This is a genomic window from Pseudoalteromonas sp. Cn5-37 (assembly GCF_021532495.1).
Lineage (GTDB): Bacteria > Pseudomonadota > Gammaproteobacteria > Enterobacterales > Alteromonadaceae > Pseudoalteromonas > Pseudoalteromonas simplex.
In genome coordinates this window covers 1-13,549 of sequence record NZ_JAKGBA010000003.1, presented here as the reverse complement: position 1 = coordinate 13,549, position 13,549 = coordinate 1, and the positions used below count along the sequence as shown (strand labels likewise).

The window sequence follows — 13,549 nt, the reverse complement described above, 5'->3', positions numbered from 1 at the left end:
AACTAAGTGAGCAGATATAAAAAATGCCTTACCTAGGGCTAGATAAGGCATTGGAGGCCAATAGAGGCGTTCGTTACCTAAACACCTTTTGATGGTTAGTGATTAAGCCAAGCTGGTAAAACAGCCACAGACTCTGGGGCGGTAAAGGAGTAGCTCACCGTTGCTGCAATGTCACCGCTAGGACTATTTAAAATATTATCAAAGCGCATAACTAGGCCATTTGATTTTTCGGCAACATATAAATCATTACCCGTATACATAATATCGACAGGGTTACCTAATTGGCTTGCAGGACCTGCGATATTTACACTTACATTGGTTAAACCACTGGCCATAGCAGCACTATTAATTACATAAATTTTCCCGTCGGTGGCATCGGCTGCAGAGCCAACATCAGAAACTATTAGTGAGTCACTTAATGGGTCGTAATCAATACCATGAATATTGGTTGGTGCAGCAAATGCAGTGCCGCCCGATGCAGGGGTAATTAAACGATCTTCACCTGTAATGGTAGTCATACCTGACATCCACTTGCTTTTCACTTCATCAAAAACAGCAATTGTGCCATTGGTAAGTGCAACAAATGCCCTGTCAGTTGATGGATCATAGTCTACATCCCAAGGGCGTGCACTAGCACTGGGTGTTAGGGTCATTAATGGGCTTACATCACCTGTTGCGCAGCTAGAGAAAATGAGAACACCAGGCGTTGTTGCATTAAATTCAGCAACAAAAATCATGCCTGTATCTGAAGCTATATCAATACCTTTTGGTGAGATAATACCAGTACTTGCTCCCATGATTGTTCTATCTTGGTTGGTTGCGTAACTTTCGCCGTTACGCTGTGTTGCAACCTTGTTTGAAATAACGATACCACCCATCGATGTAACTGCATCATCAAATGTTGCGTAGCTAGTGCCAGACTTATCAAAAGCCACACTTTCAATTGTTTGATTTGCATTATACGTTGCCAGTTCGGCTGTTAAAGGTGCGTTTAAACGACTAATTTGACCTGTTGTTGGACCTACTGTTCCTGGGTTACTACTTACAGCTACACCGAGCAGGGGCATGTTAACCATAATACTATCAGAGCTATCTTGCATATTATTATGCATAACGGTTTCTGTTATTGATTCAGGTTTTGTTGTTGGCGTGATGAGATCTGGTGATACATCACCACTTTCGCCTGCAAATATATTACTAAATACTAAAACTGCATCATTTGATTTTTCAGCCACACGCAAGTCGCTGCCAGTAAGACTTATATCCACAGGGTTACCGAGCATAGACATTGGGCCTGCTATATGACGGTCAACCGCTACCATACCATCTGCTTGAGCAGCATTTGAAATTACAAAGAGTGCACCATCTGTTGCATCAGATGCACTACCTACATCAGACAGCACAAGCTTGTTACTAGTCATATCTAAAGCAATACCATGAATATTGACTGAGATTTTTGTACCAGTTTCATCACTTGGTGTAATGGTTCGAGTTGGTGTTGCAGCAAAACCACCCATTACATAACTGTCGTAAACAGCAACATCACCATTAGTTAGTGCGACGTAAAGACGATCATTATTTTCATCGTACGTAAGATCCCATGGTGTTGCATCGGTTACCGTTGTTGCTAATGGTGCTACATCACCTGCAGCTTCTTTACCAAATACAGTTACTTGCATAGCATTAAAATCAGCAATAAAAACAAGACCATATTTATTAGAGATATGTATGCCCTTCGGATTTACAAGTGTGGTGTTTGTGCCAGTTAATGTACGATCAATATTATTGGTGTACATGCCATCTGCACGGCTTAACACTTGGCATACGGTACTTAGTGCTCCATTTCCTGAATCAGCAGCTTGCACTAAATTACCTAAGCTATCGAAAACAACACCTTCATTAGCACCAGTATTAAATGTTGTGAGTTTAGCGGCATTTTGATCAATGAGGTTGATAGTGCCCGCATTATCAGAGCCATTGTTCGCTAATATAAATGTTGCTGATGCGAAGCCAGGAGCGCCATCGTTACCATTCATACCATCAGCGCCATTTTGACCGTCAGCGCCATTTTGGCCATCGACACCATTAGTACCGTCTTGCCCTGCTGCACCTTGAGCTCCCATAGCACCATCTTTACCATCATCTCCATCACACCCTGTAATACCCAGCATTACAGCAAGAGCAATGGCAGAAAACATGACCTTAGATAGTTTTGAATTAGCGAGTTGTTGATCTTTAATAGCTTTACTTTTAATCGTATTCATTTGTCTATACCTTTTAAATATTCCATCAAATGTGAACAAACAACCTGTATTGTTTAACGACAAAATACGTGCTCACGAGTTAACCTCAATGAATAAACGGCTAGCTAAAGATATTGGATGCAAGAAAATAGAAAATAGGTAAGTTATTTTTTATGTGTATGGTTTTAAATAATAAAAAAGGAGCCATGAGACTCCTTTTTAATGAATTGCGTATAGTTTTTAAGCCATGAACTCTTTAATGCGAGTTAAGATGCCATTGGCATCTAGGCCCATCTCAGCGTGCATTTCATCTTGTGTGCCATGCTTAATGAACTCATCTGGAATACCTAAATTTAAGATAGTCACATCGGCTTTGATTGCAGCCAAATATTCATTCACAGCAGAACCCGCACCGCCTGCAATGGCATTGTCTTCTAAAGTAACAATGACATCATGGCTACTAATTAGCTCATTAATAGCTTCAGTATCAAGTGGTTTGATAAAGCGCATATCAATCACTGTTGCATTAAGCTCATCTGCGGCTACTTTGGCGCTCTCTAGCAGCGTACCGAACGACAAGATGGCCACTTTACTACCTTGTTTGATACTACGCGCTTTACCGATTTCAATCGCACTCATTGTTGATTCAACATCACAATTGCCGGCACTACCACGTGGGTAACGAACAGCAACAGGTTGATTGCATTGGTAGCCAGTGTAAAGCATTTGGCGGCACTCGTTAGTGTCGCTAGGCGCCATGATAATCATATTAGGAATACAGCGCATAAAGCTTAAGTCATAGGCGCCTTGGTGAGTTTCACCATCAGCACCAACAATACCGGCACGGTCAATAGCAAATAGAACAGGTAAGTTTTGTAATGCTACATCGTGGATAAGTTGGTCGTACGCACGTTGTAAAAAGCTTGAATAAATAGCAACAACAGGCTTCAACCCTTCACAAGCAAGACCAGCTGCAAGCGTTACAGCATGTTGCTCAGCAATTGCTACATCAAAGTATTGCGCTGGGTACTCTTTAGAAAAACGTACCATCCCTGAGCCTTCACGCATCGCAGGGGTAATTGCCATTAGCTTGTCGTCTTGGGCTGCCATATCGCATAACCAGTCACCAAACACATTTGAGAATGTGGCAGCACCCGGTTTTGATTTTGGTAATTTCGACATGCTCGGATCAAATTTTGGTACGCCGTGGTAGCCAATTGGATCCGCTTCAGCAGGCTTATAACCTTTACCTTTTTGCGTTTTAATATGTAGTAACTGTGGGCCTTTAAGGTTACGCATATTACGTAAGGTATCAACCAACATATTTACATCATGACCATCGATTGGGCCGATGTAATTTAGGCCTAACTCTTCAAAGAACGTACCCGGAATGACCATTCCTTTTAGGTGCTCTTCCATGCGGCTAGCAAGTTCTTTCACAGGCGGTAAACCAGAAAGGAGCTTTTTACTGCCTTCACGAATATTGGTGTAGAAGCTACCAGATAAAATTCGGGCAAAGTGGTTATTGAGTGCCCCCACGTTTTCTGAAATCGACATTTCATTGTCGTTTAAGATAATTAACACGTTAGGATTAACATCACCCATGTGATTCATTGCTTCAAATGCCATACCAGCAGTGATCGCACCATCGCCAATAACAGCAACAGTTTTACGATCTTTACCTTCTTTTTCTGCAGCAATGGCCATACCTAAGGCTGCTGAAATTGAGGTGCTCGAATGACCAACACTGAAAGTATCGTATGGGCTTTCTTCACGGAATGGGAATGGGTGTAAACCGTCTTTTTGACGAATAGTATGCATTTGGTCACGACGACCCGTTAAGATTTTATGCGGGTATGCTTGATGACCCACATCCCAAACTAAACGATCTTCAGGAGTGTTATAAACATAATGCAGTGCAACTGTTAACTCAACAGTGCCTAAACCTGATGCTAGATGACCACTACTTTGCGAAACTGAGTTAAGTAGGTATTCGCGTAACTCTTTACTAAACGCAGGTAACTTGTCTTGCGCTAAATCACGCAGTTGTGCTGGTTCGTCAACCAAACTTAATAATGGATACTTGCTACTATCAAGTGTCATGATTTTTTATACATCCTTCGCTAACCAGAGTGCATTATAGCCCATTGCCGCTCCGATTTTTTAGTTATTTTGTCTTTCTTTTTAGGTATTAATAATTGCGTTCAACAATATAGCTTGCAAGACTCGCCAATTCGCTGGTGTCGTAATCAATAGCCTCAAGAGCTTGATGGGCTTGAGCCAGCAAATCTTGTGCTTTTTGCTTTGCGCCTGCCATCCCTAATAAAGCAGGGTAGGTTGCTTTGTTTGCAGCAACATCGGAACCCTGTGGCTTACCTAATGTTTCAGTATCAGCTTCTACATCAAGGATATCGTCTTGTACCTGAAAGGCCAGCCCAATTGCTTGACCGAATAGGTTTAATTGCGCGAGTGTATGTTCATCACAGCTTTTTGCACTCAATGCACCGAGTGTAATTGCACAATTAAGCAAGGCACCCGTTTTTAGCTGATGAATGCGCTCTAGCTGAGCAACTGTAATTTCTTTATCGGTCGCTTCAATATCCAGTGCTTGCCCACCTACCATACCTTCAATACCTGAGGCTTTGCTTAATGAGGCAATCATTTTTACTTGCTGGCTCGCAGAAACAGCAAATTGATGATTGGCAATTAAATCAAATGCCAGTGTTTGTAAGGCATCACCTGCGAGTATGGCTTGTGCTTCGCCATAGACAATATGACAGGTAGGGCGGCCACGTCTTAAGTCATCATCATCCATTGCTGGTAAGTCATCATGAACTAAAGAATAGCTATGAATACACTCAATAGCGGCGGCAAGAATATCAAGATCGGCCTTGTCCGCGCCCATCATCCGGCCCGTTGCATATACAAGGTAAGGACGTAAGCGTTTACCACCATTTAGAACACCGTAGTGGGTGGCTTCTTTGATGTTTTTTTCGGTATTAAGTGGCTGTTCAAAATAGCGATTTAAATGTGCTTCAACGTCTTCACGAGCGCGTTGTAATTGTTCTTTTAATTGCACTTAATTAGTCCAAGTTTGAATCAAAATTGCTAAGAGGCGCTTGGCTATCGTTACCCATTAAAATGGCAACTTTTTGTTCGGCTTGTTGTAACTTACCAGACGAAGCGTTTGCTAGCGCAATGCCGCGTTCAAATTGTTTTAGTGATTGTTCCAGTGACAATTCACCTTGCTCCATTTGTGCAACAATTTGAGATAATTCATCCAGTGCTTCTTCAAAGCTTAAGTTTTCTGGTTTCTTTGTTGCCATTGTGGCCTCGATAGCTGTTAGAAAGTGAGGCCAATTTTAGGGGGAATGCTAAACTAGGTCAAAGAATGATGTGTTTTTTTACGCATAATTCATTTTTAGTATGCTATTTTTACGATTTTAAATACAGCTTAAACTTGTAGCTTAAAAATCTTACATTAAAATAAAATTAATTCATTTAATGATTTAAGTATTTCAACTGCTTGCCGATAAGCAGTTAATAATAAAAATTTGATACTTGAGTGTATCGTGTAATTGTTCCTCTGGAGGGGTATGTGGATTTAGCAACCATAATAGGTATTCTTGGTGCCATAGGCTTAATTGCTATGTCGATGGTGTTAAGTAGTGATGGCCAAGTTGCAATGTTTTACAACACGCCTTCGGTGGTCATTGTATTTGGTGGTTCGATTTTTATTGTATTATCAAATTTCACCATGGGGCAATTTTTGGGCATAGGTAAAGTGGCAGCAAAAGCTTTTATGTTCAAAATCGAATCTCCGGAAGAATTAATTGAAAAAGCAGTAGAATTAGCTGATTCTGCACGTAAAGGTGGCTTCTTAGCATTAGAAGAAGCTGAAATCCCCAACGGTTTTATGCGTAAAGGGGTCGATATGTTAGTGGATGGTCATGATGCTGATGTCGTTCGCGCCACGCTGCAAAAAGATATTTCTCTTACTGCTAACCGTCATGAACTCGGTGCTGGTTTATTCAAATCACTTGCCGATATTGCTCCTGCAATGGGTATGATCGGTACGCTAATCGGTCTGGTTGCTATGTTATCAAACATGGATGACCCAAAGGCAATCGGCCCAGCAATGGCAGTTGCCCTTTTAACAACTCTCTATGGTGCTTTCTTAGCAAATGTTGTCGCTATTCCAATTCAGGTAAAACTAGAACTGCGTAAAGACGAAGAAGCCCTCAATCAACGCTTAATTCTTGACGCGGTGCTAGGTATTCAAGACGGTCAGAACCCGAAAGTAATTGAAGGTATTTTGAAAAACTACTTAGCCGAATCAAAACGTAAAGTTGATACCGAGGAGTAGAGCATGTCAGATGAAGAGTGCAAATGTCCTCCACCAGGCTTGCCTGCATGGATGGGTACCTTCGCGGATTTAATGTCATTATTAATGTGCTTCTTTGTACTCTTGCTTGCTTTCTCTGAAATGGACGTGCTGAAGTTTAAGCAAATTGCTGGCTCTATGAAGTTTGCTTTTGGTGTACAAAATAAAATTGAAGTAAAAGATATTCCAAAAGGAACCTCTGTTATTGCCATGGAGTTTACTCCAGGCAAACCTGAGCCAACACCTATTGAAACGATTCAGCAACAAACCGTTGAGATGACACAACAAATGCTTGAGTTTCAGGCTGGCGACGAAAGCTCCGCCGGTGGTCGACAAGAACAGCGCGGTAATAAACGTGGTGGTGAATCGCAAAGTACGGCTCAGCAACAAGCTTTAGAACAGTCAATTTCTGCGGCTGATCAAGAACAAACAAATGAACTTGTGAAGAAAATTGCTCAGCAACTAGAACAGCAAATTATGGATGGTGCGATTGAGCTCGAGTCATTAGGCCAGCAAATTATTATTCGCATTCGTGAGAATGGTTCATTCCCATCGGGTAGTGCTTTTTTACAGCCAAAATTTAAACCTATTATTCGTGATATTGCTACGCTGTTAAAAGATGTGCCGGGTGAAATAACCGTGTCAGGTCACACTGATGACTTCCAAGTATCGAATGAGCTTTATACTAATAATTGGGATTTATCATCAAAACGTGCGGTGGCAGTTGCCAGTGAAATGGAAAAAGCGCCAGGGTTTGATAAGTCCCGTATGATGGTAGTCGGCCACGCAGAAACGAGGCCTCTAGTACCGAATGTAACCGACGAAGATCGCAAGCGAAATCGCCGTGTTGAAATCTCTATTATGCAAGGTAAAGCACACGAATCTGAACCTATTGATGTAAGGCAGTAAATCAATTAAAGTTAAGTCTCATTAACAAATGTAATAGAGAATAAAAATGAAAAAAGTTGATAAATATAGCTACATGCCTGGTAATGGTAGTGGCGACGATGATGGTAAAACAGATTAAGGTTAGTTAATTTTGCCTGATTGGTTTGTATATACCATCTCAATTTTGAATAATAGCTGGGTGTTCATTCTGAGCCCTGCTATTTTCGTTTTCTACCTCCGCAAAGATTGGCAGGCATTCCACTTTACCGTAATAACTGCATGTTTCTTTTTATACGGTACCTTAATTCATAGCGGCTTACGTGAATTTGATGACATTTATATTTGGCGCTATGTCGTTTGGGCTTTTAATGATATTGCTTGGATGGCAATCATTGCTTACTTAGGTATTAAAGATAAAGTCTACTTATGGCAAAGTGTTTTAGGGCAGTTGGTTGTGATAATGGCGCCTATTTTGCAATTGTTCCGTTTAGTTGACCGCCACCTTTGGGATTTGTCTTACAGCACTTACATGTATAAGACCCTGCTACCGCTAATCAATATTGGTACTGTGGTCGTATGTTACCTACCACTTATCTATCTTTTTACTCGACGAAGCCAGCAAGCTTAAGGCGTTTCATCGTTAAAAATCCTGTGCTAGACTACTGTTTATAAAAACAGTATTTAGTGTTGCGTTATGAAACTTTACATTGCCGAAAAACCATCCTTGGCACGAGCCATTGCAGATGCTCTACCAAAACCACAAAAAAAACATGATGGTTATATAGAGCTTGGTAATGGAGATTGTGTTTCTTGGTGTATTGGTCATTTACTTGAGCAAGCAGAGCCCGATGATTACGATGCAAGTTTTAAAAAATGGCGATTTGAGCATTTACCTATCGTGCCAGAACAATGGCAATTAAAACCTAAAGCAAAAACACGCAAACAACTTACTGTACTAAAAAAGCTCATTAAGCAGGCAAGTACAATAATTCATGCTGGCGACCCTGATAGGGAAGGCCAGCTATTGGTTGATGAAGTGATCGAACAGGTTAAACTTAGCCAAGCCAAAAAACAGCAAATTCAACGACTCTTGATCAGCGACTTAAACTTAAGTGCAGTTAAAAAAGCACTAAATAATTTGAAATCGAACCGCGATTTTATTCCTTTGAGTGTGTCTGCCTTAGCTCGATCACGTGCCGATTGGTTATTTGGCATGAATTTAACTCGAGCCTATACGCTTGCTGGGCAAAAAGCTGGATTTGGCAATGTGCTATCTGTTGGGCGTGTTCAAACGCCTATTTTAGGTTTAGTCGTTAATCGTGATAATGAAATCACTCACTTTGTAGCGAAACCTTTTTATGAAGTATTAGCTCACCTTGAAACTCAGCAGCAGCAAACATTTGCTGCAAAGTGGCAACCAAGTAAAGCATGTGAACCTTATCAAGATGAAGAAGGGCGAGTATTGCATAGGGGGCTTGCTGAAAATGTTGTGTCACGTATAACTAATCAACCAGCTAAAGTGGTTGAGCTTGAGCAAAAGCAAAAAAAACAACAGGCACCGCTACCTTATAATTTATCCGCTTTACAGATTGATGCGGCAAAGGCGTTTTCAATGCCTGCACAAAAAGTGCTAGATACCTGCCAAAACTTGTATGAGCGTCATAAGTTAATTACGTACCCTCGTTCAGATAATCGCTATTTACCAAAAGATCATCATAAAGATGCCGCGAGTATTATTGCCGCCATCGCTAATAATGAAGGTCAAGCAATTGAAGCTTGTAAGCAAGCTGATAGCAGTAAGCGTAGTAAATGTTTTAATGACAGCAAAGTGGCAGCTCACCACGCTATTGTTCCAACCGAAAAACAACTTCGCTCAGCGTCCTTAAATAGTGATGAACAAAAAATCTATCGCTTGATCTGTCGTCATTATTTAATCCAATTTTATCCAGATTATCTATTTAACGAAACCAAAATAACGGTTGAAATTGCGGGTGGGCTTTTTAAAGCAGCAGCTAAGCAAGATGTTAGCTTAGGCTTTAAAATATTAATGGGCAAAACAGAGTTAAAAGATGAGCAAACCTTACCACCACTTGAAAAAGGTCAACAGCTGCATTGCAATCAAGGTGAAGTAGTAGACAAAATGACGACACCGCCAGCGCATTTTACTGATGCGAGCTTATTAAGTGCCATGACAGGCATCAGTCGGTATGTGAAAGACCCAGAAATTAAAAAGATCCTTAAGGAAACAGATGGTCTTGGTACTGAAGCTACGCGAGCCGGTATTCTTGAGCTTTTATTTAAACGCCGTTTTTTAGAGCGGCAGGGTAAAAACATTTTGGCTACCGCAACAGGTAAAGCACTCATAAGTACATTACCAGAACAGCTTGCTAGCCCTGACTTAACCGCTAAGTGGGAAGCATCGTTAGGTAATATCGCTGAACAGCATATGAGTTATCAGCAATTTTTAACACCATTGTTGGAAGAGTTACATGCTTTAGTTGAGCAAGCCAAGCATTGCGATAGCCAAGTCTTTGCCCAGTTACCAAAAACGCCGCAAAAGCGACGTTTTAAAAGAAAAGCTAAGCCCAGAGCTAAGTCAGCCTAAACTACTTTTTGTTGAATAGGGCAACCGCGGCGTTACTCATTGCTGTAATTCCAGTAGGAAGTGCTTTTTTGTAATCAGGTGCAAACTTACTTGAGTGTAAAGAAGGTAATGTTGCGCCAGATTGCATTGCTGAGTCATATTGACTCGGTTCAACACCGCCTAACCAAAACAAAGTAATCGGCACATTTTGTTCTGTACGGCCATAAAGGCCAAAGTCTTCACCGGCCATTACAGCTTCAGTTTCAAGTACATTGTCTTCACCAATAGCGTTAGCAATTGCTGATCGCACTACATTGGTTTGTGCAGGATTGTTATAAGTTGAAGGAATTGACTCATCTTCATGCACATAGACTTCTGGTGCTAAGCTTTCGTCAAGCCCAGCACTTAATGCGATGCCTTTAGTAATTCGTTTAATTGCCGCGATTTGTTGTAAACGAACTTCAGGGTTATAGCTACGCAATGTAAGTTGTAGTTTTACTTCATCTGAAATGACATTGTGTTTAGAGCCTCCATGAATTGAGCCAACGGTGATCACTGACGGCTCGAGTGGTGACAATTCGCGACTAGTAATAGTTTGCAGTGCCAATACAATACGTGAAGCAATCACAACTGGGTCTATCGTTGTGTGTGGATAGGCACCGTGACCGCCTTTGCCCTTTACTGTAATATCAACAGAGTCAACACTTGCCATTGTATATTCAGTTTTCATGCTAACTTTACCAGCAGGAACACTTGCACTTACATGCAAACCAATAACATGATCTGGAGTAGGGTACTTAGTGAAAAGCCCTTCTTTAAGCATTGCTTTTGCACCACCGCCAACTTCCTCTGCAGGTTGTGCGACCATCATTAACGTACCTTGCCACTGATCTTTATGTGTCATTAACTGTTGTGCTGTGCCAATAAATGAGCTCATGTGAATATCATGACCACAACCATGCATTACGCCAACGGTTGCACCAGCATCATTTGTTACAGTCACTTTAGAAGCGTAAGGTTTTCCAGTTTGCTCAACAATTGGTAGTCCATCAGTATCAGTGCGGATCATTACTGTAGGGCCATCACCGTTTTCATAAATACCAACAACGCCATAACCACCTACATTATCTGTAACAGTAAAGCCCAGTTGTTTTAATTGCTTTGCAAGCTTTTGGCCCGTTTCTTTTTCATGGTAAGACAGCTCAGGAGATTGATGTAAGTCTAAATAGAGCTTTTCAATTTCAGGCATAGTCTTTTGAAGGTTTAAATCGAGCGTTGTTGCTTGTGCGAATGGACTAAGAAGTAATAAAGCTGCAGAAATAGCAGATAATTTCATAATGACCTCGACCCGTTGGGCTTGTAATTGTTATGTTTGCCACTATATAAAAACCTAAATACTTATATAGTGCAATCAATCAAATGAATAATATGATAAACCTTACCCCACAAAATTTGCAGCAAGCATTGGGTGAAACGTCAGCTGAAAAGCTAGTGCTACTTACTTTTTACTCTGCACAAAACCCAGAGTGCCATCAGCAAGCTGCAATTTTAGAGAAAATAGCAAATGAGTATGGTGAGCATTTATTAGTAGCGACATTAGATTGCGATGTTGAGCAAGCTCTTGCAGGGCAACTTGCGCAGCAAATTGGTTTACAAGCATTACCAACGCTTGTGATGTTAAAAGATTCAGCACCTGTCGATATGTTACCCGGTGCTCAAACAGAACAGCAAATTCGCGATGCGCTAGCTAAACATTTACCAGCTCAACACGAGTTATTATTAGAGCAAGCTAAGCAAGCGTTAATTAATCAAGATCTAAATAATGCCTTTAACTATGCAAAGCAGGCTTATGAACTTGATCCAAATCACACACGTGTAAAGTTAGTTTTAGCTGATATCTGTATTCAAATTCATAAATTAGAAGATGCACAAGCATTATTAGATTCGGTTGCAGAAAACGAACGTGATGCGTATTTCACAAATATTCAAGCAAAATGTGAACAAGCATTAGCTGCCACTGATTCGCCAGAGATAAAAGCACTGCAGGATAAAGTTGAAAAATACCCAAATGATTTAGAGATAAAAGTAGAACTAAGTAATGCTCTTAATAGCGCGGGTCGTAAAGAAGAAGCACTAGAGATGTTATTTAATGTACTTAAAAAAGATCTTAACTACGCAGATGCAAAACCAACCTATCTAGAAATTATCGCTTCTTTACCTGATGGCGATGCCTTGGCATCTAAGTACCGTCGTAAGTTATATAGTATCTTGTACTAATTAAGAGTTGATTGATAAAAGCGCCATTAAAAATAGTGGCGCTTTTTTTATTTAAAAACTTGCGTATTACCTATTATCGATAATACTTAAGATCCTCTCGAGAAAAGTTGGCTGTATTTTGTACAGTAAACTGTGTTTTTTACTGCCTTTAGCTTGTTTTTTGCGCGAAAGGTAAGTTTTTATTAGTTTTCTACAAAAAGTGCTTGCGTTAAAAATCCATCTCCCTATAATGCGCATCCACTGACACGGCGGGCAGCAATGAAAAGCGCTGAACAAAGTGACACAGAGTTAAGTAAAACTTCGGTTTAAAACGGTCTAAAAAGAAAGTTTAAAATTAAGTGTTGACTCGAAAAATTAAGGATGTATTATACGCATCCCTAGCGACAACGTCGCAACGTTCTTTAACAATATAAAGCAATCATCTGTGTGGGCACTCGTACAGATTGAGTTCTAACAGCGAAGCTTAGTTTACTAAGTGAAGCAAACAAATTTAGAGTCTCAATTTCTTATGAGTGACTATATAGTCAATTTATACAGAATTCATTGAGCACGAAACTTCGGTTTCAAAAAACTTTTAATTGAAGAGTTTGATCATGGCTCAGATTGAACGCTGGCGGCAGGCCTAACACATGCAAGTCGAGCGGTAACATTTCTAGCTTGCTAGAAGATGACGAGCGGCGGACGGGTGAGTAATGCTTGGGAATATGCCTTATGGTGGGGGACAACAGTTGGAAACGACTGCTAATACCGCATGATGTCTACGGACCAAAGTGGGGGACCTTCGGGCCTCACGCCATAAGATTAGCCCAAGTGGGATTAGCTAGTTGGTGAGGTAATGGCTCACCAAGGCGACGATCCCTAGCTGGTTTGAGAGGATGATCAGCCACACTGGGACTGAGACACGGCCCAGACTCCTACGGGAGGCAGCAGTGGGGAATATTGCACAATGGGCGCAAGCCTGATGCAGCCATGCCGCGTGTGTGAAGAAGGCCTTCGGGTTGTAAAGCACTTTCAGTAAGGAGGAAAGGTTAAGTGTTAATAGCACTTAGCTGTGACGTTACTTACAGAAGAAGCACCGGCTAACTCCGTGCCAGCAGCCGCGGTAATACGGAGGGTGCGAGCGTTAATCGGAATTACTGGGCGTAAAGCGTACGCAGGCGGTTTGTTAAGCGA

Annotated in this window: 10 protein-coding genes and 1 rRNA gene; 6 read left to right on the top strand and 5 right to left on the bottom strand. The window is 41.1% G+C overall.

Annotation, left to right across the window (positions count from 1 at the left end):
* Positions 1–95 precede the first annotated feature (95 nt).
* The 4 genes from L1266_RS06675 to xseB all read right to left on the bottom strand — a co-directional run bounded on the left by L1266_RS06675 (position 96) and on the right by xseB (position 5,569).
* Positions 96–2,198, bottom strand: coding sequence for a hypothetical protein (locus L1266_RS06675; protein ID WP_442960595.1), 2,103 nt, complete (start codon positions 2,196–2,198; stop codon positions 96–98).
* Positions 2,199–2,483: 285 nt separating this feature from the next.
* Entirely contained in the window at positions 2,484–4,346 is a 1,863-nt protein-coding gene (dxs, locus tag L1266_RS06670) for a 1-deoxy-D-xylulose-5-phosphate synthase (RefSeq protein ID WP_194442882.1), read from the bottom strand.
* 88 nt (positions 4,347–4,434) lie between these two features.
* The gene (ispA, locus tag L1266_RS06665; protein WP_138615821.1) at positions 4,435–5,322 is read right to left on the bottom strand and encodes a (2E,6E)-farnesyl diphosphate synthase; all 888 of its coding nucleotides are present in this window, start codon (positions 5,320–5,322) and stop codon (positions 4,435–4,437) included.
* Between the two features lie 4 nt (positions 5,323–5,326).
* A complete protein-coding gene (xseB, locus tag L1266_RS06660) occupies positions 5,327–5,569 on the bottom strand; it encodes an exodeoxyribonuclease VII small subunit (protein ID WP_054552565.1) in 243 nt (80 codons plus the stop codon).
* Positions 5,570–5,841: 272 nt separating this feature from the next.
* On the opposite strand from xseB, the gene pomA reads away from it, so the two are divergent.
* From pomA to L1266_RS06640, 4 genes are all read left to right on the top strand, one after another.
* Complete coding sequence (pomA, locus tag L1266_RS06655; RefSeq protein ID WP_054552564.1) at positions 5,842–6,609, top strand: flagellar motor protein PomA; 768 nt, start codon at positions 5,842–5,844, stop codon at positions 6,607–6,609.
* 3 nt (positions 6,610–6,612) lie between these two features.
* Positions 6,613–7,536 carry a flagellar motor protein MotB gene (locus tag L1266_RS06650; protein ID WP_054552563.1) on the top strand — a complete coding sequence of 308 codons (924 nt, stop codon included), beginning with the start codon at positions 6,613–6,615 and terminating at the stop codon, positions 7,534–7,536.
* Between the two features lie 130 nt (positions 7,537–7,666).
* Positions 7,667–8,143 (top strand): hypothetical protein, encoded by a 477-nt coding sequence (locus L1266_RS06645; protein ID WP_138600416.1) that lies wholly within the window; start codon positions 7,667–7,669, stop codon positions 8,141–8,143.
* Positions 8,144–8,209: 66 nt separating this feature from the next.
* A complete protein-coding gene (locus L1266_RS06640; protein WP_235377137.1) occupies positions 8,210–10,120 on the top strand; it encodes a DNA topoisomerase III in 1,911 nt (636 codons plus the stop codon).
* Position 10,121: 1 nt separating this feature from the next.
* On the opposite strand, the gene L1266_RS06635 is transcribed toward L1266_RS06640, so the two are convergent.
* Positions 10,122–11,435, bottom strand: a complete 1,314-nt coding sequence (locus L1266_RS06635; RefSeq protein ID WP_138600420.1) for a M20 metallopeptidase family protein — start codon at positions 11,433–11,435, stop codon at positions 10,122–10,124.
* Positions 11,436–11,518: 83 nt separating this feature from the next.
* Between L1266_RS06635 and L1266_RS06630 the strand changes: the two genes are divergently transcribed.
* Positions 11,519–12,376, top strand: a complete 858-nt coding sequence (locus L1266_RS06630) for a tetratricopeptide repeat protein (protein WP_138615828.1) — start codon at positions 11,519–11,521, stop codon at positions 12,374–12,376.
* 575 nt (positions 12,377–12,951) lie between these two features.
* Positions 12,952–13,549: ribosomal RNA gene (locus L1266_RS06625) — 16S ribosomal RNA — on the top strand; the annotation flags it as partial.

Excerpts from the sequence above, each read along its gene's own strand:
- L1266_RS06675 (WP_442960595.1), bottom strand. The coding sequence starts at position 2,198 with ATGTTTTCTGCCATTGCTCTTGCTGTAATGCTGGGTATTACAGGGTGT.
- dxs (WP_194442882.1), bottom strand. The coding sequence starts at position 4,346 with ATGACACTTGATAGTAGCAAGTATCCATTATTAAGTTTGGTTGACGAA.
- xseB (WP_054552565.1), bottom strand. The coding sequence starts at position 5,569 with ATGGCAACAAAGAAACCAGAAAACTTAAGCTTTGAAGAAGCACTGGAT.
- L1266_RS06650 (WP_054552563.1), top strand. The coding sequence starts at position 6,613 with ATGTCAGATGAAGAGTGCAAATGTCCTCCACCAGGCTTGCCTGCATGG.
- L1266_RS06640 (WP_235377137.1), top strand. The coding sequence starts at position 8,210 with ATGAAACTTTACATTGCCGAAAAACCATCCTTGGCACGAGCCATTGCA.
- L1266_RS06635 (WP_138600420.1), bottom strand. The coding sequence starts at position 11,435 with ATGAAATTATCTGCTATTTCTGCAGCTTTATTACTTCTTAGTCCATTC.
- L1266_RS06630 (WP_138615828.1), top strand. The coding sequence starts at position 11,519 with ATGAATAATATGATAAACCTTACCCCACAAAATTTGCAGCAAGCATTG.